General features: G+C 40.3%; 20 protein-coding genes. 10 read left to right on the top strand and 10 right to left on the bottom strand.

Annotated elements, in window-relative coordinates:
* Window positions 1-65: 65 nt before the first annotated feature.
* Window positions 66-1,847 carry a M61 family metallopeptidase gene (locus tag LEPBI_RS18020; RefSeq protein WP_041770213.1) on the top strand — a complete coding sequence of 594 codons (1,782 nt, stop codon included), beginning with the start codon at window positions 66-68 and terminating at the stop codon, window positions 1,845-1,847.
* Window positions 1,847-2,806 carry a magnesium transporter CorA family protein gene (locus tag LEPBI_RS18025; RefSeq protein WP_012476666.1) on the top strand — a complete coding sequence of 320 codons (960 nt, stop codon included), beginning with the start codon at window positions 1,847-1,849 and terminating at the stop codon, window positions 2,804-2,806. The genes LEPBI_RS18020 and LEPBI_RS18025 overlap by 1 nt, the downstream gene beginning before the upstream one ends.
* Window positions 2,807-2,837: 31 nt before the next feature.
* Here the strand turns inward: LEPBI_RS18025 and LEPBI_RS18030 are convergent, their stop codons facing one another.
* From LEPBI_RS18030 to efp, 5 genes are read right to left on the bottom strand one after another with little or no spacing between them, the layout of a single operon-like run.
* Window positions 2,838-4,652: a hypothetical protein gene (locus LEPBI_RS18030; protein WP_012476847.1), complete on the bottom strand. Its 1,815-nt coding sequence runs from the start codon at window positions 4,650-4,652 to the stop codon at window positions 2,838-2,840.
* Between the two features lie 3 nt (window positions 4,653-4,655).
* Window positions 4,656-5,393 (bottom strand): SDR family NAD(P)-dependent oxidoreductase, encoded by a 738-nt coding sequence (locus tag LEPBI_RS18035; protein ID WP_012476668.1) that lies wholly within the window; start codon window positions 5,391-5,393, stop codon window positions 4,656-4,658.
* Between the two features lie 5 nt (window positions 5,394-5,398).
* A complete protein-coding gene (locus LEPBI_RS18040) occupies window positions 5,399-6,136 on the bottom strand; it encodes an SDR family oxidoreductase (protein WP_012476669.1) in 738 nt (245 codons plus the stop codon).
* Window positions 6,133-6,762, bottom strand: a complete 630-nt coding sequence (gene mtnB, locus LEPBI_RS18045; protein WP_012476670.1) for a methylthioribulose 1-phosphate dehydratase — start codon at window positions 6,760-6,762, stop codon at window positions 6,133-6,135. Before mtnB ends, LEPBI_RS18040 begins: the two co-directional genes overlap by 4 nt.
* A gap of 2 nt (window positions 6,763-6,764) precedes the next feature.
* Window positions 6,765-7,331, bottom strand: coding sequence for an elongation factor P (efp, locus tag LEPBI_RS18050; RefSeq protein ID WP_012476671.1), 567 nt, complete (start codon window positions 7,329-7,331; stop codon window positions 6,765-6,767).
* A 68-nt stretch (window positions 7,332-7,399) separates the two neighbouring features.
* On the opposite strand from efp, the gene LEPBI_RS18055 reads away from it, so the two are divergent.
* The 4 genes from LEPBI_RS18055 to LEPBI_RS18070 all read left to right on the top strand — a co-directional run bounded on the left by LEPBI_RS18055 (window position 7,400) and on the right by LEPBI_RS18070 (window position 10,098).
* Window positions 7,400-8,464 carry a KamA family radical SAM protein gene (locus tag LEPBI_RS18055; RefSeq protein WP_012476672.1) on the top strand — a complete coding sequence of 355 codons (1,065 nt, stop codon included), beginning with the start codon at window positions 7,400-7,402 and terminating at the stop codon, window positions 8,462-8,464.
* Window positions 8,448-9,020 (top strand): hypothetical protein, encoded by a 573-nt coding sequence (locus LEPBI_RS18060; RefSeq protein ID WP_012476673.1) that lies wholly within the window; start codon window positions 8,448-8,450, stop codon window positions 9,018-9,020. Before LEPBI_RS18055 ends, LEPBI_RS18060 begins: the two co-directional genes overlap by 17 nt.
* 82 nt (window positions 9,021-9,102) lie before the next feature.
* The gene (locus LEPBI_RS18065) at window positions 9,103-9,309 is read left to right on the top strand and encodes a hypothetical protein (protein ID WP_012476848.1); all 207 of its coding nucleotides are present in this window, start codon (window positions 9,103-9,105) and stop codon (window positions 9,307-9,309) included.
* A gap of 3 nt (window positions 9,310-9,312) precedes the next feature.
* Window positions 9,313-10,098, top strand: a complete 786-nt coding sequence (locus LEPBI_RS18070) for a hypothetical protein (RefSeq protein WP_012476675.1) — start codon at window positions 9,313-9,315, stop codon at window positions 10,096-10,098.
* Window positions 10,099-10,161: 63 nt separating this feature from the next.
* Here the strand turns inward: LEPBI_RS18070 and msrB are convergent, their stop codons facing one another.
* The gene (gene msrB, locus LEPBI_RS18075; RefSeq protein WP_012476676.1) at window positions 10,162-10,689 is read right to left on the bottom strand and encodes a peptide-methionine (R)-S-oxide reductase MsrB; all 528 of its coding nucleotides are present in this window, start codon (window positions 10,687-10,689) and stop codon (window positions 10,162-10,164) included.
* A 69-nt stretch (window positions 10,690-10,758) separates the two neighbouring features.
* Between msrB and LEPBI_RS18080 the strand changes: the two genes are divergently transcribed.
* Together LEPBI_RS18080 and LEPBI_RS18085 are read left to right on the top strand one after the other, a co-directional pair.
* Window positions 10,759-12,420: a hybrid sensor histidine kinase/response regulator gene (locus tag LEPBI_RS18080; RefSeq protein WP_012476677.1), complete on the top strand. Its 1,662-nt coding sequence runs from the start codon at window positions 10,759-10,761 to the stop codon at window positions 12,418-12,420.
* A 69-nt stretch (window positions 12,421-12,489) separates the two neighbouring features.
* Window positions 12,490-14,079 (top strand): DEAD/DEAH box helicase, encoded by a 1,590-nt coding sequence (locus LEPBI_RS18085; RefSeq protein WP_012476849.1) that lies wholly within the window; start codon window positions 12,490-12,492, stop codon window positions 14,077-14,079.
* Here the strand turns inward: LEPBI_RS18085 and LEPBI_RS18090 are convergent.
* Genes LEPBI_RS18090 through LEPBI_RS18100 form a run of 3 tightly spaced genes read right to left on the bottom strand, consistent with a single transcriptional unit; the run spans window position 14,058 to window position 16,807 of the window.
* Complete coding sequence (locus tag LEPBI_RS18090; RefSeq protein WP_012476679.1) at window positions 14,058-15,128, bottom strand: SAM-dependent methyltransferase; 1,071 nt, start codon at window positions 15,126-15,128, stop codon at window positions 14,058-14,060. The genes LEPBI_RS18085 and LEPBI_RS18090 overlap by 22 nt on opposite strands.
* 16 nt (window positions 15,129-15,144) lie before the next feature.
* Window positions 15,145-15,963 (bottom strand): DUF1295 domain-containing protein, encoded by an 819-nt coding sequence (locus LEPBI_RS18095; RefSeq protein ID WP_012476680.1) that lies wholly within the window; start codon window positions 15,961-15,963, stop codon window positions 15,145-15,147.
* A gap of 34 nt (window positions 15,964-15,997) precedes the next feature.
* Window positions 15,998-16,807, bottom strand: a complete 810-nt coding sequence (locus LEPBI_RS18100; protein ID WP_012476681.1) for an SDR family NAD(P)-dependent oxidoreductase — start codon at window positions 16,805-16,807, stop codon at window positions 15,998-16,000.
* Window positions 16,808-16,899: 92 nt separating this feature from the next.
* On the opposite strand from LEPBI_RS18100, the gene LEPBI_RS18105 reads away from it, so the two are divergent.
* Both LEPBI_RS18105 and LEPBI_RS19500 read left to right on the top strand, forming a co-directional pair.
* Window positions 16,900-17,922 (top strand): zinc-dependent alcohol dehydrogenase family protein, encoded by a 1,023-nt coding sequence (locus LEPBI_RS18105; RefSeq protein ID WP_012476850.1) that lies wholly within the window; start codon window positions 16,900-16,902, stop codon window positions 17,920-17,922.
* Window positions 17,923-17,999: 77 nt separating this feature from the next.
* Window positions 18,000-18,296: a PIN domain-containing protein gene (locus tag LEPBI_RS19500; protein WP_476703316.1), complete on the top strand. Its 297-nt coding sequence runs from the start codon at window positions 18,000-18,002 to the stop codon at window positions 18,294-18,296.
* Here the strand turns inward: LEPBI_RS19500 and LEPBI_RS18110 are convergent.
* Complete coding sequence (locus LEPBI_RS18110; protein WP_012476683.1) at window positions 18,286-18,954, bottom strand: YdcF family protein; 669 nt, start codon at window positions 18,952-18,954, stop codon at window positions 18,286-18,288. The two genes, LEPBI_RS19500 and LEPBI_RS18110, sit on opposite strands and share 11 nt — an antisense overlap.
* Window positions 18,955-19,129: the final 175 nt, after the last annotated feature.

The following is a 19,129-nucleotide window of genomic DNA, read 5'->3' on the forward strand; positions in this document are numbered from 1 at the left end:
TACCCTTCAGATTTTCGGTCAAGAAAACATTTGATTAAAACTAAAATAAAAGAAGATAGTGTACTATGGGAAAAGAGTTAGAAGGGAAAACAATCTCTTTGGAAGAGCAGTCTAAACCGGCTCTCAAATTACAATTTGAAGTCAGTATTTTTGACATTTACAAACATTATTACCAAGTCCGATTGTTTGTAGAAACAAACCAAAAAGAAATCACCTTTTGTTTACCCAGTTGGACTCCCGGATCTTATATGATCCGGGACTATGCCACTCACTTACACAAATTTAATGTACAAAATACGATCACAAAAGAAACAGTTTCATGGGAAATGGTTGATTTACACCGATGGAAACTAAACCAAGTCCCACCAAAATTTGAAATTTCTTACATCATCTATGCTTTCGAAGATTTTACAGTCAGAACCAATTACTTAGAAACTGAGTTTGGCTTTATCAATCCCCCTGCCCTCTTTTTATATCCAGAAGGAAAATTAGACACTCCCATGAGTGTGGAATTCAAAGTCTCAGAACTATTTCCAAACGTATATTGCAGTTTACCTCGGGATGAAAACAACCCTCATCAATTTTATGCAGATCATTTCGATGAACTTTTTGATTCACCATTCCAATTGAGTAAAAAAAACTCAGTTTTTTTTAGTGCCGGGACCACCAAACATGAATTACTCATAGAAGGTGATGTCCCATTTGATTTCAAAACAAAACTCACCAATGATTTACAAAAAATCGCAGAGACACAGATCCAGTGGATGGGAGAAAGTCCAAATTTATATTACCTTTTTGTTCTTAATTTAAGTTTACCAGCCTATGGTGGTTTGGAACACAAAGCATCTAGTATCAATTACTTTAATCCTGAACTCATTCATGATGATGAAGAATACAAACGACTTTTGGAACTTTTATCACATGAATATTTCCATCTTTGGAATATCAAACGCATCCGTCCGTTAGCCCTAGGTCCGTTTGATTACCAAAAACCGAACCTCACTCGGGAACTTTGGATTGCCGAAGGTTTTACTAGTTTTTATGATGCTTATTTTTTATTTCATTCTGGTTTTTTAAGTATTGAAGATTATTTAAACAAACTACAGTCCGATATTTTTTCATTGGAGGACAATGAAGCAGATTTTTGGATGAGTTTAGAAGAATCCTCCTTCACAGCTTGGACAAAATACTACAAACGAAACGGGAACAGTCATAACATCACTGTATCTTATTATACAAAAGGTGGAGTTCTTGCCTTGTGTATGAATTTATTTTTGTTACACGAATCGAAAGAGAAAAAAACAATCCGCCATGTATTTCACAAATTAAATGAAGTTTTTGTGAAAGGAAAACAAAGAGGATTCACCAAACAAGAATTCTTCGAAACAGTTAAAGAAGTGACTGGCGTTGACTTAAAAAAAGAATTTAATGATTATTTAGAATTCCCGAAACCAATTCCAGTTGATTTTTATCTTGATTTGATTGGAATCCATCGAATCCAAATTGATATGGTGGGAGAAACAGGATTCAAAACAAAAGAAAAAAATGGAAATTTATTTGTACAAAAAATCCTACATAGATCAGATGTTGATTCCATAGATTTAATGTTAGACGATGAAATTTTAGCTATCAACGGTAAAAGAGCAAGTAACTCACTTTTACAAAAATTGGAAAAAAATTTGAGACCTGGAGAAAAATTTCATCTCATTTTATCCCGAGCGGGGAAAGTCAAAGAAACAATGGTCACAGCGATCGGTAATTATAAAACAAGGAAATTTGTGATCTCAGAAGATTGTAGTGTAGAGAAAAAAGAACTCAGAGAATATTTTTTAAGGAACATTGTATAATGCCTGCATTATTTAATTACATTTTAACTCCATCCTCAAAAGAAGAAGTTTTGTTGGATACCCCACTCCCTCTCTCTCATAAACATCCGAAACATTGGATCCACATAACTGCCGAAAACGAAGAAAAGCTCACCTTTTTGTTCCAAAAACACAATATCCATCAGTTGACGATTGAAGATATTTTAAACCCAAACAGCCGGATCAAATTGGAAAAGTTCCCAAATTATATATTTTTTATATTTAGAGGATTCCATTATGAACGGAACCAACTGACATTGAAGAATTTCAACTTCATCTTAACTCCAAACCAAATCATCTCCCTTACATTAGATTATAGAGAAAGTATTGGTAATATGATCGAAGATTGGAAAACCAATAATAAAGTATTGTCAAAGGGGTATGAATTCATTGTACATAAAATTTTGGATATCGAAACAGATCATACTTTGGCCATCACACAAAAGATTGAAGAACGTATCGATCATTTTGAAGACCAAATTTTCAGCAATGCCAAATCACTCGATATCAGCAATGTGTATAGTTTAAGGTCTAGTTTACTCTCCATCAAAAAAGGGATGTTACAAAACAAAGAAGTATTGGAAGATTTGGAGAAAATCAAAAATAGTTTTTTTAGTGATGAAGCAGATGCTTTTTTTCGCGACGTAAGAGACCATTCCATTCGGATTTTGGAACTTGTTGATAGTAATATTGAATCAATCTCATCTGCACTCGAAGCTCATATCGCCATATCTACCAGAAAAACAAATGAAATCATGAAAATCCTTACCATCATGACAGCGATCATGTTACCCATGTCACTTGTAGCGGGGATTTATGGCATGAATTTTCGACATATGCCAACCTTAGAATGGGAATATGGTTTTGTATCTGCCATTAGTGCGATGGGACTACTCGGCTTTTTAATGTTAGTTTATTTTAGAATCAAACGTTGGTATTAATGTAATTTACAAATACGAAATAGGTTAGAACTCAAAGCAAATTTCGAATCTGTACAAAAAGTTCTGGATCCTCTTTCGGAGGGTCTACTTCTCCACGAATCCACTGGTTGAGTAGATCTTTGAGTCTTTTGTTTGCGGTATCAAACTCAGGAGAATTTGGAAACACAATCACAGAATGAGGTTTGATTGACTTCCCCGTCGTTGATAAAAAGGCAAAATCAGGAATCATTTTTTCTAATGTCTCAGCTGAAAATGCAGGATAGTTCATCCCTAGCCAATCCACGGATGGTAAACAATTTTTATTAAAATATGCATCACTTAGTGCTGAGACAAGTGCCTTTTTTAATTGTTGTTTTTTCTCTTTTTCAAGACGTTCTTCTCTATCACGAAGTTTTTTCTTAAAAAAGTTTTCCCTACGTTTTTGATATAAAAACTGACGATCCATTTGCAAAAAAGTTAAGATGGATTTTGCTTTCGCATAACCAGAGTTTACGATAGGTGTGATTCCTAAAAAATAAAATAATTTATAAAACCAAGGGATATAATTGAAGTAAACCGATTGTAAATTTTTCCCATATGTTTTTACAAACTCTTCATCTTTGAAGATAGGTTTGAGTTCTTTTTCATTCAGTTCCAAAATTGCTTTTAAATATAAGATATGTTCGGTGGTAAATCGATAGTTTTGGTAAATTAGGTTATTGATTTCTTTGATATTGGATTGGTTGTTATTGACAAAAACAGCAATTCTAGAATCGGCATCATGCCATTCCGCAGACAACACTTTTGGGTTTTTTCTAAGTAAATCAACAATCACCAAATTGTGTTCATCGTCTTTTTCCAAATTGATTCGTAATAATCTGGAATCAAAGTCAAATTGGCTATCTAACATTTTCATGTAGACTTTTAATAACCGATCGACTTCTTTTTTTTTCTCTAACTCGGCATACTTAACCGCAATTTCTGTGACTTTTTTAAGATTGTGAACAAAAGAATAAAAACCATTCTCTTTTAGGATTTCTTTAAATCCATAAAGAACATCCACTTTAGCACGAATGATTTCAATTTCATTGATCTCAACATCACCCGCACCTGGAGAGAACAATCGATCGAGGGCTAACCGTATCTCAGAGTCAAAGGCTTTGGCCAATGGTTCCACCTTTGTCATCAAATACTCGTTGGCAATGTTTAGAAATTGGGCCGCTTCGGATTCAGGGACGTAATAAAAACCAATGTGAGGTAATACAATGACTTTTGCCTCGGCAGCCAATTCATCTATGATGAGACCGCGTGATCGAGTTAACATTTCTTTTGATGGTTGGAGTGGGAATTGTTTTGGATCAAGTAAATTGTCTAATTCATCACCTGACCCATTATCTTCTTTATAATCAATATCTGCAAGTTTGTTTAAAATATTCCGCCACGTATCTTCTGTTAGGATGCGTTTGTTTTGCACATATTGGTAAAGATGTTCTGCAGAACGTCCGATCAAAAGTTTATAGGGTTCTTCTAATGGCATCCCCCCAGGCAAACCAACTAAAAACGTAACTAGTCTTAATTCACCAACGTCTGCATCATACTTAATTTCAAATAATTGAGTTGTGAGACCATAATCAATGAGTTCCCACATCTGATCGATGGCCGTTTCCCTGTCCATTTTGAGTTTCTCAAAATTGGAATCTGTGGGTCGAAAGAGGTGCCCTCCTTCAATGTTCTCTCTAGAACTTTGCGCTTCGACCGTTTTCATAATCGAAAGAGCTTCTTTTTGTAAGATGATCCCAGAGGACCTACCCAAATTTTCTTTGGTAGTGAGTTGTAAAAAATGATCGTGAGGAGGGGATATTCTCATACGTTAAATGGCAGTGATCCCACCATCAACGGCCCAATTGGATCCTGTGATGTAACCAGATTCTTTTTGCAGAAGGAAATTCACAACACGAGCGATTTCCGAAGGTTCTGCAATTCGTTTGACAGGCGTTATATTGATAATTTTTGATTTATGATCTGAAATTTGGTCTTCTTGAATGCCCATACTTGTATCCACATAACCTGGACTCACTGCATTCGCTGTGATCCCAAATTTCCCCCACTCATCTGCGATAGACTTGATAAATCCAACTAACCCATGTTTGGAGGCAGAATAAGCGACAGAATTTCCCGATCCTACAATTGATAAGGAAGAAGCAATGGCCACCATCCTTCCAAAATTTAGTTTCTTAAAAATCGGTAATACAATTTTAGATAGGAGATACAAACTTGTGAGATTGATTCGGAAGATGGACTCCCATTCTTCAATGGAGACATCAGTGATCGGATGGTAAGGTCCACCATATCCTGCTGTATGAACAATCCCATAAAGATCTCCCATGCCTGAGGACTCCGTGATGATTTTAGACAAACTCCTTTCGACCACAAATGGGGTTTCCGAAAGGTCTACTTCCCGATAGGTTTCCTGTAGAATGGGTTCCAAGGGCCGGACTTTGTCCAGATTCCAAACCGAAAACCCTGAGAGAACAAGGGTTCTTACGATTTCTCGTCCAATCCCACCACTGCCACCTGTCACGAGAACAATCGAATCCTTGATTTCCATCGGACCTACAAAATTCCTTTTTTTGGGGTAATGGATAAGTCATCCACAAAGATTGATTTTGGCAACTGGGAAATACTCCACAAATACTCGGAAATGTCCGAAATTGAAACCATCTCATTCTTGTCAAACTCAGGTCTCGAGTCCCAAATTTCGGTCGCAACGGCGCCAAGACTCACATGGACCACCTTGGTTCCAAATGGTTTCCACTCTTCTCTGAGGGCACGGGTAATCCCAAGGACCGCGTGTTTCGAAGCGCAATAGGTTACCGATTCGCTAAAACCTTGTTTGCCCGCAGTGGATCCTAAAAACACAAAGGTCGCTTTATTGGGAAAGAAAGGAATGTGGTGAGAATAGAATTTCGATAACAAAATCAGGGAATGGACGTTCAGTTCAAAATGAGATTCTAACTCTTTTTTTTTCAGAAGGTCAATGGGTCCAAAGATTCCATCACCCAAAGCAAAATACACAATGAGTTCTGGACGATTGTAAAAAGGTGCTGAGGGAAGTACATTGTGACCAAACATTCCAGCAAGAGATAGTTCGAAAGACCTTAAGTCTTTTTGGTCGGTGGCATCAAATTGGAATGTCCCCGCTTCTCCTTTCGAGAAAGTATTCAGAGGGAGTTCCCCTTTTCTAGAAAATCCAAAGAGGGAAACTGTTGGATCCTGTAAAAAACGATCATAAAGACCTTTGCCGATCCCAGAACCAATGCCAAATATATGAACGTGTTTTGTTTGTGTCATACCTTACGTGCCATCACTTGCAAAAGGAAATGAACGGCTTCCAAATGTTTGTTGGCTTCCGCGATACTCTTTCCCCAAACCGTTGGGCCATGCCCTTCAATGAGGAGGAAAGGAACTTTAGGAATTCCAACAGATATAAAGTAACGTTTGATTTCATCTGCAATCGTTGGTACATGAGTGTGATTATAAAACACTGGCATAGTGAGATTTGGTTTTTCATCCCAAATTCCAAATGCTTTGATGATTTCGATCGGTGGAATGGGAATCTCACGGGAACCCTCTTCCTTTCCAACACCAAACTCGAGTAAGTTGGAATCAATGGTATGGACATGCAAACAGCAGCCAATGTCTGGCATTTGCGAATACAACACTTGGTGGATACTGGTTTCAGCAGATGGTTTTAATCCATCACTGGCTTTGAGGAGAGTTCCGTCCGCCACAGAAACACATACAAAATCAGTGTCTTTTAATTCACCTTTGTGTTTGCCAGAAGCTGTGATCCAAAACTGATCCCGTGATGATCCATCACGGGTAGAGAGGTTCCCAGCAGTGGCATACATCCACTGCCGTTCATAATAGAGATGAGAAAGTTTGGTAATTTCTTGTAAGGAAGTAATCAAATCCAAATCTATTTGTTGACGCGCTCCACGTAACTTAAATCTCTTAAATCGATTTTGACTGTGTCACCTTGTTTGATGAAGATGGGAACTTGGACTTCTCCACCAGTTTCGACTGTCACTCGTTTGAGAGCAAGGCCTGTTGTGTCCCCTTTTAAACCATCTTCGGCATAGGTTACTTCCAATATAGCAAAGTTAGGAGGTGTTACACCGATTGGTTTGTCGTTGTAAAATGCAACTTCCACCGGTGTTTCTTCTTTCATAAACGGAAGGATGTCTTCCACATAATCTTTGGATACAGGGATTTGTTCGTAATCATTGACGTCCATAAAAATGATCTGGTCACCATCCGCATAACAATACTGCATCTTACGACGTTCCAAATCCACACTTTCTAATTTTTCAGCGGCTTTGAATGTCCTTTCAATAGAGGAATCGCGGACAATGTTTTTCAGTTTGGTACGGATGAATGCAGACCCCTTTCCTGGGTTTACAAATTCTGTTTTGACGACGGAATAAAGCTCATTGTCTATTTTGAGGATCATTCCTTTTTTTACTTCTGTGATGCCTAAGTTCATAATTTCGTTACTCGTAAACAAAATCCGAGGGACTTGGCATAGTGTCAACCGAAGTATGGTCATAAGTCATGACTTGGTCCGATTGGAAATGGCAATTACAAAACCGCATCACGCAATTAGCGGATTTGGAAACCAAAATCACCCTCACAACAGAAGAGAGGGATTCCTTTGCAAAAGCCTATGACCAGTTCCAATTTGCAGTGACTCCCTATTACCTGGGACGCATAGACAACAAAGACCCCCATTGCCCCATCCGAAAACAAATCCTACCAAGGGCGGGAGAACTTGTCCGTAAACAGAATGAAACAGACGATCCCTTAGCGGAAGAAATCCATATGCCTGTGAAAGGTGTGACCCACCGGTACCCAGACCGAGCCATTTGGTACATTTCGCATGTTTGTGCTGTTTACTGTCGTTTCTGCACACGGAAACGAAAGGTTTCCACTCCCGAAGAAACACCCAATCGAAGTGAATGGGAAAAGGCATTGGACTACTTCCGTGGGGAAACTAAACTCAAAGAAGTGATTTTGTCGGGAGGAGACCCCCTCACCCTTTCTGATTCTTCCTTGGATTATCTTTTGGGTGAGTTAAAAAAAATCCCACACCTGAACCAAATCCGAATCCACACACGCCACCCCGTGACCATGCCCATGCGTCTCACCGAAAGTTTGAATTCTGTTTTTTCCAAATACTTCCCATTGTATATGGTCACTCATTTCAACCACCCGAATGAAATCTCAGACGAAACAAAATTTTATGTGATGAGAATGATCAAAGAAGGGCATGTTTCGATCTTCAACCAATCGGTGTTACTGTCAGGGATCAATGATGATGCCAACATACTTTCCGACTTAAACTACAAATTGATTTCGATTGGGATCAAACCCTATTACCTCCACCAATGCGATGAAGTGTTTGGCAGTTCTGATTTTGTTGTCCCTTTGGAAAAAGGAATTGAAATCTATCGCAAACTCAGGGGGTTCCATTCAGGGATTACCATCCCAAGTTATGTGAAAGACCTAACAGGTGGTGGTGGCAAAGTATTACTTTCTCCCGATTATCTGCAGAAAAAAACAGATAAAGGTTACCTTTTCCAAAATTATTTAGGAGATGAATATGAAGTGGGCCATTAATCCCGTTTTGATTTTGATTTTAATTACTGTTAGTTTGGGATTCTCATCTTGCAAAACCACGAACCCTATTGCCAAAGCGAGAAACGAAAAAAATCCAAATCCAAATCCTAAACCAAGTGAACCCAAACAAAACATTCCCCTAACAAAGGAACTACGACTCACTTACCACGCAGTTTGGGTGGCGAAAGAAAATTTTGAGCTCAAAGAATCAATTTCACTTTTTGGAACAGGCAACCAATACACAATCCAATTGGCAGAAACCCAAAATTTTACTTGGTTACGTTTGTCTTCCACAGACCGAGAAAACCAGTCGCAGTTCCGTTATGTGTACAAAGAAGATACCCAAAACCCTGATGTGTCCTATTTCGTTTGGGGCCAAAAAAAATGTAGTGTCCAAGTGTATCGGATGCCAGGGGGAGAATTCTACGTACGTTGGGAAGGAATCCACAATGGTTTTTTACTGGTTTTCGAATCTTCCACAAAAAAAATCGAATCTCCGAAAGAATTGGCCAAATCCTTTCATGAACTTGTCCTTGGGTCTTTAGATGTCTATTAGTCGCTTTTTTAGAAAGCTGGGATTTTTTAGAAAAAAAGATTAGGCAAATGGAAAGGTGCCGTTAGGCTTTGAGGAGAAATTTATGTGGTTAAAACTTGGCGAATCGGAAGTGATCAATTTGGACTATGTGGCATCGATCAAAAAAAATCCAAACCAACCTTCCATTGAAATCATTTACCAAGATTTAAACAATGTAAAATCCCTTCCCTTCCCAGGCAAAGACGAACGTGATCGTGCTTTTAAAGCCATATTGGAAAACCTTTCGCGAATGAAATTATACTTTGAATGAACTATGGAATTTGAAGCACTGAACCCAAATCTCTATGCATTAGTATTGGATGAACTCGAAATCATCCCTTCCACCAAACCATACCAAATTTTATTTTATGGTTCGAGAGAACGTGGGGATTACCACGCTGATTCCGATTTAAATTTTTACCTTGTGGCGCATTCCACAGACCAAATGAAATCCCAATTCATCGATTCCATTTCCAAAGCCTTACAGAAATTAGAAGATGTGGCACCTGTGAATATGATTGCTGGTGATGCCGATTCATTGCGACACCGCTTAAAAATTTCGGAACCAGGCTCGGTTCAACTTCTCGAAGCCTCTTCTGTTTTTTTTGGAGAAGGGATTTTTGAAGACCTAAAAGCGGATTGGGACAAATGGAAACAAAGAGAGATCCCAAAATCCGACCTCATCCAATACCTTGAAAAACGAATTCGATTTTTCAAACAACAAGTCACTCGCAGTGTGAAAGATGAGATCGCACAATTGGAACGGATCACCACTCTTACCTTACACATTTGGGCCTTACAAAATATCGAAGACCTCACTCATATTGAACTTTTGAAAATGGACACTCCTGACCAACTGGTTCCCCTCTTTACCAATTTGTACAGAAAGGAATTGGAAGCTCCGATTTGGGAACTCCTTGAATTACAAACAAAGGTGAGGCGCCTAAAAGTTGACATCCGATGGAAACGAGAAGTTTCCCGAGAAGACATTCACGAAACCAAATACAAACTCATCTCGTTACGAAACGACGAAGAGTTTATGATGAACCTCTGGGCATAACTCAATTCTAAAATCAAATTGAAAAACGAATCATCCAATTTGATGCTACGATACAAAACAAACTCATTTACCAAACTCAGACAAAAAGGATTCATACCCTCTTTCCTTCAGTTTTGATTTGGGAATAAATTCCATCGAAGCCGAATTCATACAATACCGTTTGCCAGTGGGTTTGGGACCATCATCAAACACATGCCCTAAATGCGAGTCACCGAGTTTTGACCTAACTTCTGTTCGGCTCATTCCATAAGATTGGTCTTCGATTTCGACTACGTTTGCCTTTACCAGAGGTTTGGTAAAACTAGGCCAACCTGTTCCTGATTCAAATTTATCTTTTGAGCTAAAAAGTGGTTCTTTGGAAACGATATCCACATAAATCCCTTCTTCATGGTTGTTCCAATACTCATTTTGAAAGGCTGGTTCCGTATCGTCTTCCTGCGTTACACGGTATTGTAAATCAGTGAGTTTTTTTCGTAATTCTGGATTTTCTGGCTTTTTTTGACTCTCTTTGGCTGTCGGAGAACAAACAAAACCAAACAACATAGAAAATACCACCACAGAAAGGAACAAAAAGGGTAAGTTTCGTTTCATGAAAGTTAGACTACCAAAGATTTTATTTTTTACTTTCTTTTATACGAAAATCCTTTCGTCTAAGGAGTCATGCAGATCGCTCCATTGCCTAAAAATGAGGCCGCAAGGCTTTCCGCGCTAAAAGGTCTTGAGATTCTCGACACTCCGGAAGAGGAAATGTTCGATGAGATCACAAAACTTGCTTCCATGATCTGCCATGCACCCATATCCCTTGTGAGTCTCATTGACGAAACGAGGCAATGGTTCAAATCCCATCATGGCCTGAAGGCCAGAGAAACTCCTAGGTCGCTTGCTTTTTGTTCCCATGCCATTTTAGGGGATGAGTTATTCATCATACCCAATGCAAAATCTGACAATCGTTTTAAAAACAACCCCCTCGTCAACGGTGACCCGAATGTAATCTTTTATGCAGGGATCCCACTTGCATTAGATGACCAAATCAAACTGGGTACCCTTTGTGTGATCGATAACAAACCAAGGGAATTGAACGAAGAACAAATGCAGATGTTACGCCTACTTGGAAAACAAACCGTTCGCCTGCTCCAAATGCGGAAAGACCGAGATAAGTTAGAAATCGAAAAAAAATCAGCAGAAAGAGCGACTGCCGCCAAAAGAGATTTTATCGCTGCCATTAGCCACGACATTCGGAATCCTCTCAATTCACTCCTAGGAATGTCAGAGATGATCAAAGACCAACCCATTACAGAAGTTGTGCATTCGTATGTGGACCATATTAAAAACGCAGGAGAAGTGATTTTAAATTTGGTGAATGATACGATCGAACTTTCTCGTCTGGAAGAAAATGCATCTGTATTGAATAATGAATGGTTTCACTTGAGCCAATGTTTGGCGGTCTATGACAATTTTTTTAAACAAGAAACCAAACGTAAAAAAATCGAATTCCATTTAAAAAATGAAATATCCGAAACTGTCTTTTTATTAACGGACAGGCGAAAACTTGAAAAAATCATTTGGAATTTAACCACAAACGCAGTGAAGTTTACCCACCATGGGTCAGTATACTGCCATGTTTTCTTAGAAACCAAAGCAGATGAAAATGCAAATCTTATCATCCAAATCAAAGATACGGGTCCTGGGATTTCACCAGAGATCAAAGACCGTCTATTCCAAAAGTACAATGAATTCCTTCCAGAAGGCTGTGAAATTTCAGGTTCTGGGCTTGGGTTATCGATCGTCAAACTTTCGTTAGAAGAAATGAATGGAAACATCCACGTGACTTCAACACTCGGGGAAGGCAGTACCTTCGAAGTGAAAATCCCGATTGTTTGGAAACGAGATGAATTGTCTTCCGCAAAGGCGATGGATGAGGCAAAAAAAGCAGCACACATCCCTGAATTTTTGAATCGCAAAAAAGTACTCATTGCTGATGACAATGAACTGAACCGTAAGGTTTTAAAAAACTACCTGCGTCCACTCCCCTTTGACATTACGGAAACGAATAATGGGATCGAAACCGAAAGGATCCTTCTGTCCGAATCCTTTGATATCGCCTTTCTCGACATAGAGATGCCCGGAAAACATGGAACGGAAATTGCTAAATCCATTTCTGCAATGAAAATCCATCCCATTCTCTTTGCCTGCACGGGTTTGTGTATGCCTGAGGAGAAACAACAGATCCTGAGTTCTGGTTTTGAGTATTTTATGCCAAAACCCTATCTGAAAGAAGAACTCTACGCCCACCTGACCGAAATCGCCAAAATTCACCCCTAACCCGGCTTGGATGGTTCAGGTATTTTTACCTTTCTTTTTTAGGCCGTTTTTTTATTGTATCCTATTTCCATGACTAAGAATGACACCGAAGTTGGAAATGACTTCCAATCCTTCGGATTACGTCCTGAAATACTACAAGGAATCACTGAAGCAGGCTTCGAATCACCAAGCCCTATCCAAAAACAAGCGATTCCGCTCGTATTGGAAGGAAAAGATTTAATCGCACAAGCGCAGACCGGTACCGGAAAAACTGCAGCTTACGGACTCCCCTGTTTGAACCGAATCAAAGTGGAAGATGGCATGCAAGTGCTTGTCCTCACACCCACTCGGGAACTTGCATTGCAAGTATCAGATGAATTGTTCAAATTGGGAAAACATTTAGGAATCAAAACCACCACGATTTACGGTGGAAGTTCCTATTCTAAACAAATCACTCAAGTGGCAAAAGGTGCCCAAGTTGCTGTTGCAACTCCTGGCAGACTCCTTGACCTATTAAAAGGTAAGGAACTTAAAAATTTCAAACCATCAATGGTGATTTTAGACGAAGCAGATGAAATGCTTGATATGGGATTTATGGATGATATCGAATCCATCTTTAACTTACTTCCCACCAAACGCCAAACATTATTATTTTCTGCAACAATGCCCGAACCAATTAAAAAATTGGCGAGTAAATACCAAACGCACCCAGCTCACGTAAAGATTGCTGCCACAGAAAAATCTTCTAAAAACATCGAACAAGTGTACTACATAATCGATGAAGCAGAACGAGAAATTGCTGTCGTACGAATTTTGGATTATGAAAACCCTTTTAAGGCAATCATCTTTACCAAAACGAAAAAAGAAGCAGATGATCTCAAATCAACCTTAAGTTTCAAAGGATATCCGGTAGAGGCTCTTCACGGAGACCTAAACCAAAAACAAAGAGAACAAGTTTTAAAAAGCCTACATGATGGCCGAGTCAAAATCCTCGTGGCGACAGATGTTGCGGCACGCGGACTCGATGTAAAAGATTTGTCTCTTGTGATCAACTACCACCTTCCTTTTGATAGCGAAAGTTATACGCACCGTATTGGTCGTACTGGCCGCGCTGGAAAGTCAGGGAAAGCTGTGACTCTTGTCACAACAAGAGAATCAAGAGCCCTTCTACGACTCAAAGGGACTTCGGGAACCAACTTAACGATTGCTGCCCTTCCAACAAAAAAAGAAGTACACCTAAGTCGTGAAGAGGACTTTTTAAAGAAAGTTGTAGATACCGAAATCCATGCAGATGCGGAAGCAGTGTTGGAAAAACTTTTGAAGTTAGAGGACAAACGTTCGATTGCTTTAAAACTCCTTTCCAAAATGCTCGACAATACCAAAATCAGCGGGCCTGAAAAAATTGGAAAAACCCCAGCCGAATGGAGCGAAATGCCTCCTGGTGGTGGATCTGGTGGAAGACGCCGTCGTGATGATGGGGGCGGATCAGGTGGTGGTCGCGGTGGTTACCGTGGCGCTCGGTCCAATAGTGATCGCAGTGAACGTAGTGACCGCGGAGACAGAAAAGAACGTGGTGGAGAAAGTAGTAGTCGCCGTGCGAGCACCCCAGCTTCTAAAAAAGAAGGTGGAGTGTATGTGAAAGCGGCTGGGAAAAAAACTCAGCGTTTTCGAAACAAGTAGTGGCTCACAAACCACTCTTCTCCGTTTCGATAACCCCATAACTCAGCACAGGCGAGAAAGAAAACTTTCCAATAAACAAACCATTTGGTTTTTTCTTTTTCGCCGTAAGTATTCGCAAGGATAGGCATTAGTTTGTCCTTGTTTTCAATCATATTCTCATACCAAGCTTCCGATGTTCTCGCATAATGGGTTCCATTGACCACCCAGTGGTTTTCAATGAGAAAGTCCTTTTGGAAGTATAAAAACAAATCATCCGACGGCATCTGCCCACCTGTAAAAAAATACTTCGCCATCCAATCGGTTTCATCAATCACTTCAAACGGGTATGCAAATTCTTTATGAGTGAAGATATGTACAAAAAACTTTCCATCGGCCACAAGAAACTTAGATAATTTCTCAAAGAGTTTTTCGTAGTTTTTCATATGCTCTAACATTTCCACAGACACGATGCGATCGAATTTGTCTTTTGTGGTAAAATCATTCATGTCCTTCGTGATGATGGTTAGATTTTTTAAACCCCGCTCTTTGGCACGTTTGTCGATGAATTCTTTTTGTGTACGCGAATTGGAAACACCTGTCACCTTACATTTTGGAAATTTTTCCGCTATGTAGAGAGAGATACTGCCCCAACCACAACCTAGATCCAAAACCTTCATCCCATTTTTGATTTCCGCACGTTCTACTGTGATGCGTAACATCTCTTCTTCCGATTCAGCAAACGTTGTATCCAGTGTTGGCCAATAGCCAGACGAGTATTTCATCCTTGGTCCCATCACATAAGTGAAAAAATCACTAGGGACTTCGTAGTGTTGTTCATTTGCCGCATCGGTGTGAACTGCAATGGGTGAATTTTTAAGAGAGTTCACATAGTTCATTTTATGTTCCAGTTGTGCGGTCACATTTTCCTTTCGCTCTTGTTTGATGCGAAGGGTAAGCAGTTGGCGGATCCGAAACCGAATGAGCCAATCAGGGAAAATATCCTTTTCCAAAAGTGAGTTGATACTCAAAGAAGATGACTCTTCTTTTTGGTTAGAATCAGTGAAATTCATGTTTTATCCTTTTTAATTAATGTTTGGGAAACCAAGGGAAAAATGCATTTGTGGTGCGCATGTATTCGCGAAATAAATCCCCTTTGGACTGAAGGGAGTATTTCTCAGCAAAAGGGACACCGGATACAAATCGTAACAATACAAACATAAAGAGTGGAGAAAAAAATGAACCCATTGCTTCCGGGGATGAAAGGATGGGGATCACTCCGATCCCAAGCCAAATCACCCATTCAAAAAAATAATTGGGGTGTCTCGTGTACTTCCAAAGACCGATATTGCACACCTTGCCTTTGTTTGTCGGGATGGACAAAAATCGATGTAAGTCGCGGTCAGCGATGGTTTCACCCACCACGCCAAACACAAATAAAGTCCAACCAATCCAAACCATAAGAGTTCCATTCGGGCCAAAAAGTCCTGTGTTTGGGAATAAAGACCAGTGCGAAGCAAAGTAAAAGGGAGAGGAAAGGAGTAATGCGAGGAATCCTTGTAAGAGGAAAACATTCGTAAACATCTTCGAGTGCACTTTGTCACCATAGTCTTTCCGAAACCCAGCATAACGTTTGTCTTCTGGGTGGTTTGTACGAATGCGAGTGAAATAAAGAAACCCAGACAACCGTAGTGCCCAAATCCAAACCGGGATGAGGACAGCTAACTTCGCAAACCAGTTCCCTGATCCAAAGAAAGAAAGTACGGTGGCTATGCCCGCAATCACAAGCCCCCAACCCACATCAATCACGGCATAATTGTCACGGGTTTTTCCCCAAAACCACATAAGGGTCATAAAACAAAAAGTGAAGATAACGGCCGTTAGATACGGAATGAATATATTGTCCAAGTGGGATTTTCCTCTACCTTGGTTTAGACGGAGTTCAATGTGTTTTGAAGTCGTCGTAGAGTTTTTTATAGAGAATTTTTTCTAAAAACTTGGGAGAGAAAAATCGCATCCATTCCAAAAACTTTCCACTCAAGTTGAAGGTCACAAGCCTTGCTTCTTTGTCTTTGGCAACGGCCATGAGTACATGGGCCACTTCCTTAGCCGACTTCCGTTTGCCCTTTGCGGGAGCCTCGGAGAGAACCTTCCCCTCTGCATCCAGACCCGATGTGCGAAGTGCCGTATCAGTATACGGAACACAAACAAGAGAAACACCAATCCCTAGTTCGATACTTTCAATCCGAAGTGACTCGAGTGCGGCATGAAGTGCGGACTTGGATGCGGAGTATGCGGCACGCCCTGGCACACCGTACAAAGCGGAAACAGTGGAAGTGGTCACGATATTCCCTTTGGCCTTAGAGACGAGGGGGAGAAGTCCACGGATGAATTGCACTGGTCCAAAAAAATTCGTCGCAAAGGTTTTTTGGTACACCTCCATCGATAAGGAATCAAATCGTCCATGCGCCGTAATCCCTGCATTATTAAAAAGCACATCCACTCGGTCCACTCGTTGTACAATCCAATCAATGGCATCCCGAACGGAACTCGGATCGGAGAGGTCACAAGTGACACGATGGAGGATACAATCTTTGTGTTTTGACTTGGGTTCGGCGATATCACCTGCCCTTCGCGCCAAAAGGACCAATTGGCAAGGGTAAATGGCAAGTTCTTCGAGTAAGGCGTTGCCAATCCCACTCGAAGCACCGGTGATCACTACGACACTATCGTTCCAAAATTCTTTTTTCATAACACCCTTCTCGCTAGATTCCCACTCGACAAAGGAATCGTAAGGCAAAGGATCTGACGAGTGAATTTTCGTATAAGGTGGCTTGCGAATCGATGAAAAACAAAGTATGGGAAATCCAAGGGAATTTTGGAATCCAAAACCTGAAACAAACAGAACGTGATGTATCGGAAACACTTGCTCCCAAAGAAGTTCTTGTTCGCCTAACAGCGACTTCACTCAATTATCGTGATTATTTAATGGTGATTGGGACCTATAACCCAAGGCAAAAACTCCCTCTAATCCCCTGTTCCGATGGAGCGGGAGTTGTGGAAGCCGTAGGATCAGAGGTCTCAGTTTGGAAAAAAGGTGACAGAGTCCTTCCCATCTTTGCCCAAAAGTGGACCGATGGTGCACCCAATATGGACAATCTCCGTTCCACACTTGGTGGCCCAAATGACGGTTGTTTGGCGCATTACGGGACATTTGCAGAGGAAGGCCTTGTGGCCACTCCAAGCCACCTAACAGACAAAGAAGCAGCTACCCTTGGTTGTGCCGGCCTTACGGCTTACAATGCAGTCGTGAATTTTGGAGGGATCGAACCAGGAAGTGACGTACTTTGCCTTGGCACTGGTGGGGTTTCTTTGTTTGCCCTACAATTTGCCAAGATGATGGGAGCTCGTGTCATCATCACTTCTTCCAGCGATGAAAAATTGGAGCGTGCCAAAGCATTAGGTGCTGATGAAACCATCAACTATAAGACAAAAGCCAATTGGGAACGTGATGTCAGAAAACACACCAAGATGGCAGGAGCCGACCTCATCATTGAAGTCGGTGGCGCTGGCACCATGCCAAAATCCATGATGAGTGTAAAACCATACGGAACAATCGCTCTCATCGGAGTACTTGCTGGTGGTGAATCCAGTTTGTCCCTTTACCCGATTCTCATGCAAGGTGTCAAAGTGCAAGGTGTCATCGTAGGCAGTCGCAGTGACTTTGTCCGCATGAACCGAGCCATCGAGCACAACAAAATGAAGCCAGTTGTGGACAAAGTGTTCGGTTGGTCAGAAGTTCCAGAAGCCTTAGAGTATTTACAAACGGGAAAACATTTTGGGAAAGTGGTGGTGAGTTGGGAATGAAGGAGGAGCACCTGTTTTTAGTGGCGAGCGCCAAGGTTTGTTTACCTCGCCAGAGCAGAGCAATCGTTTGATAAAAAATCCTTAATTTTCAGAAAATTCAACAAATTGGCATTTTAAAAAACTTATACAATTCAGTTATCATTACTGATACCGTAAAAACTGAATTTGGCGAAAGTATTCCTGATTTTATAAAAATCAAAAACCCTTCCCAAGAATTTTCTGTTAAGTCTCTTGAGCAAATCTTAGATAAAGGGGAAGCATCAACGATTGCTTTGGCATTAAAATCTGAGAAGGATTCCATTCCAAATACATCTCTCTTCACCCATCCCCGTCCAATCCCTGGAAAGATTGAACTGCAAATCGTTAGCGATTAGGGACCAAATGCAAATTGTATCCTTTCGAAATTAAAAACTGATAGGCAGCAGAAATTTCCTCTGGAATGAACGTTTCTTCTTGGAAACCTAATTTTGGATATGCGATGACACGGCCAAGATCACCCACAATTTCATTGATGATCATAAAAAGATTGATTTTTGAATGTGGAGATTCCAATAAACTATAATTAGGTGATGTTATTAAAAAATTTGGTCTAGGCCATTGTTTTTGAAGAGCCAATTGGATTCGGAGCGTCATGGAAGGTTTTTGGACTGCAATGATGGAGTCACATTGAAATCCCAAATCAAAAAGTAATTTTTGCGAGAATTGGATATTTTCGCCCGTATTTGTGGATTGAGGTTCAAGGAAGATAGACTCTTTCGGTACACCCCTCTCCATTGCGCAATCTGCAAATGATTCGGCTTCCGAGTTTGGGAACACATGTTTTGTGAAAAAATTGAGACCTCCAGAGAACAATATATGGCTCGCAAAATTTTTTTGGTACAATGAAGCCGCATATTCAGCAACTCGGAAATCATGGCTACAGAGAACAAAAATGAGATCTGCCTTTTCCAGTTTGTCTTTCACACTCAAAAAATCCCAAATCTGCTTCGCGAAATGGAGGTGTTCATCGGGGATGTTCTTATCTAACTTCATACCTTACCTGAAATCAAAAATGACTAAATGTTTCATCGGCAATTTCCTAAATGAAAATTTTGACCGTTTGCACAACTTACCAAACTGAAGTCAAAAATCGATATACTTAGTAAGAGAAAATATCTGCTTTGCGAAATCACTTTACCTCTACCAAGTTTAAAAAAGAATTCTCTAT

This window comes from Leptospira biflexa serovar Patoc strain 'Patoc 1 (Paris)', assembly GCF_000017685.1.
Taxonomy (GTDB): domain Bacteria; phylum Spirochaetota; class Leptospiria; order Leptospirales; family Leptospiraceae; genus Leptospira_A; species Leptospira_A biflexa.

Coding starts and splice junctions, on each gene's coding strand:
- LEPBI_RS18020 (WP_041770213.1), top strand. CDS start 66: ATGGGAAAAGAGTTAGAAGGGAAAACAATCTCTTTGGAAGAGCAGTCT.
- LEPBI_RS18025 (WP_012476666.1), top strand. CDS start 1,847: ATGCCTGCATTATTTAATTACATTTTAACTCCATCCTCAAAAGAAGAA.
- LEPBI_RS18030 (WP_012476847.1), bottom strand. CDS start 4,652: ATGAGAATATCCCCTCCTCACGATCATTTTTTACAACTCACTACCAAA.
- LEPBI_RS18035 (WP_012476668.1), bottom strand. CDS start 5,393: ATGGAAATCAAGGATTCGATTGTTCTCGTGACAGGTGGCAGTGGTGGG.
- LEPBI_RS18040 (WP_012476669.1), bottom strand. CDS start 6,136: ATGACACAAACAAAACACGTTCATATATTTGGCATTGGTTCTGGGATC.
- efp (WP_012476671.1), bottom strand. CDS start 7,331: ATGAACTTAGGCATCACAGAAGTAAAAAAAGGAATGATCCTCAAAATA.
- LEPBI_RS18055 (WP_012476672.1), top strand. CDS start 7,400: ATGACTTGGTCCGATTGGAAATGGCAATTACAAAACCGCATCACGCAA.
- LEPBI_RS18060 (WP_012476673.1), top strand. CDS start 8,448: ATGAAGTGGGCCATTAATCCCGTTTTGATTTTGATTTTAATTACTGTT.
- LEPBI_RS18065 (WP_012476848.1), top strand. CDS start 9,103: ATGTGGTTAAAACTTGGCGAATCGGAAGTGATCAATTTGGACTATGTG.
- LEPBI_RS18070 (WP_012476675.1), top strand. CDS start 9,313: ATGGAATTTGAAGCACTGAACCCAAATCTCTATGCATTAGTATTGGAT.
- msrB (WP_012476676.1), bottom strand. CDS start 10,689: ATGAAACGAAACTTACCCTTTTTGTTCCTTTCTGTGGTGGTATTTTCT.
- LEPBI_RS18080 (WP_012476677.1), top strand. CDS start 10,759: ATGCAGATCGCTCCATTGCCTAAAAATGAGGCCGCAAGGCTTTCCGCG.
- LEPBI_RS18085 (WP_012476849.1), top strand. CDS start 12,490: ATGACTAAGAATGACACCGAAGTTGGAAATGACTTCCAATCCTTCGGA.
- LEPBI_RS18090 (WP_012476679.1), bottom strand. CDS start 15,128: ATGAATTTCACTGATTCTAACCAAAAAGAAGAGTCATCTTCTTTGAGT.
- LEPBI_RS18100 (WP_012476681.1), bottom strand. CDS start 16,807: ATGAAAAAAGAATTTTGGAACGATAGTGTCGTAGTGATCACCGGTGCT.
- LEPBI_RS18105 (WP_012476850.1), top strand. CDS start 16,900: ATGAAAAACAAAGTATGGGAAATCCAAGGGAATTTTGGAATCCAAAAC.
- LEPBI_RS18110 (WP_012476683.1), bottom strand. CDS start 18,954: ATGAAGTTAGATAAGAACATCCCCGATGAACACCTCCATTTCGCGAAG.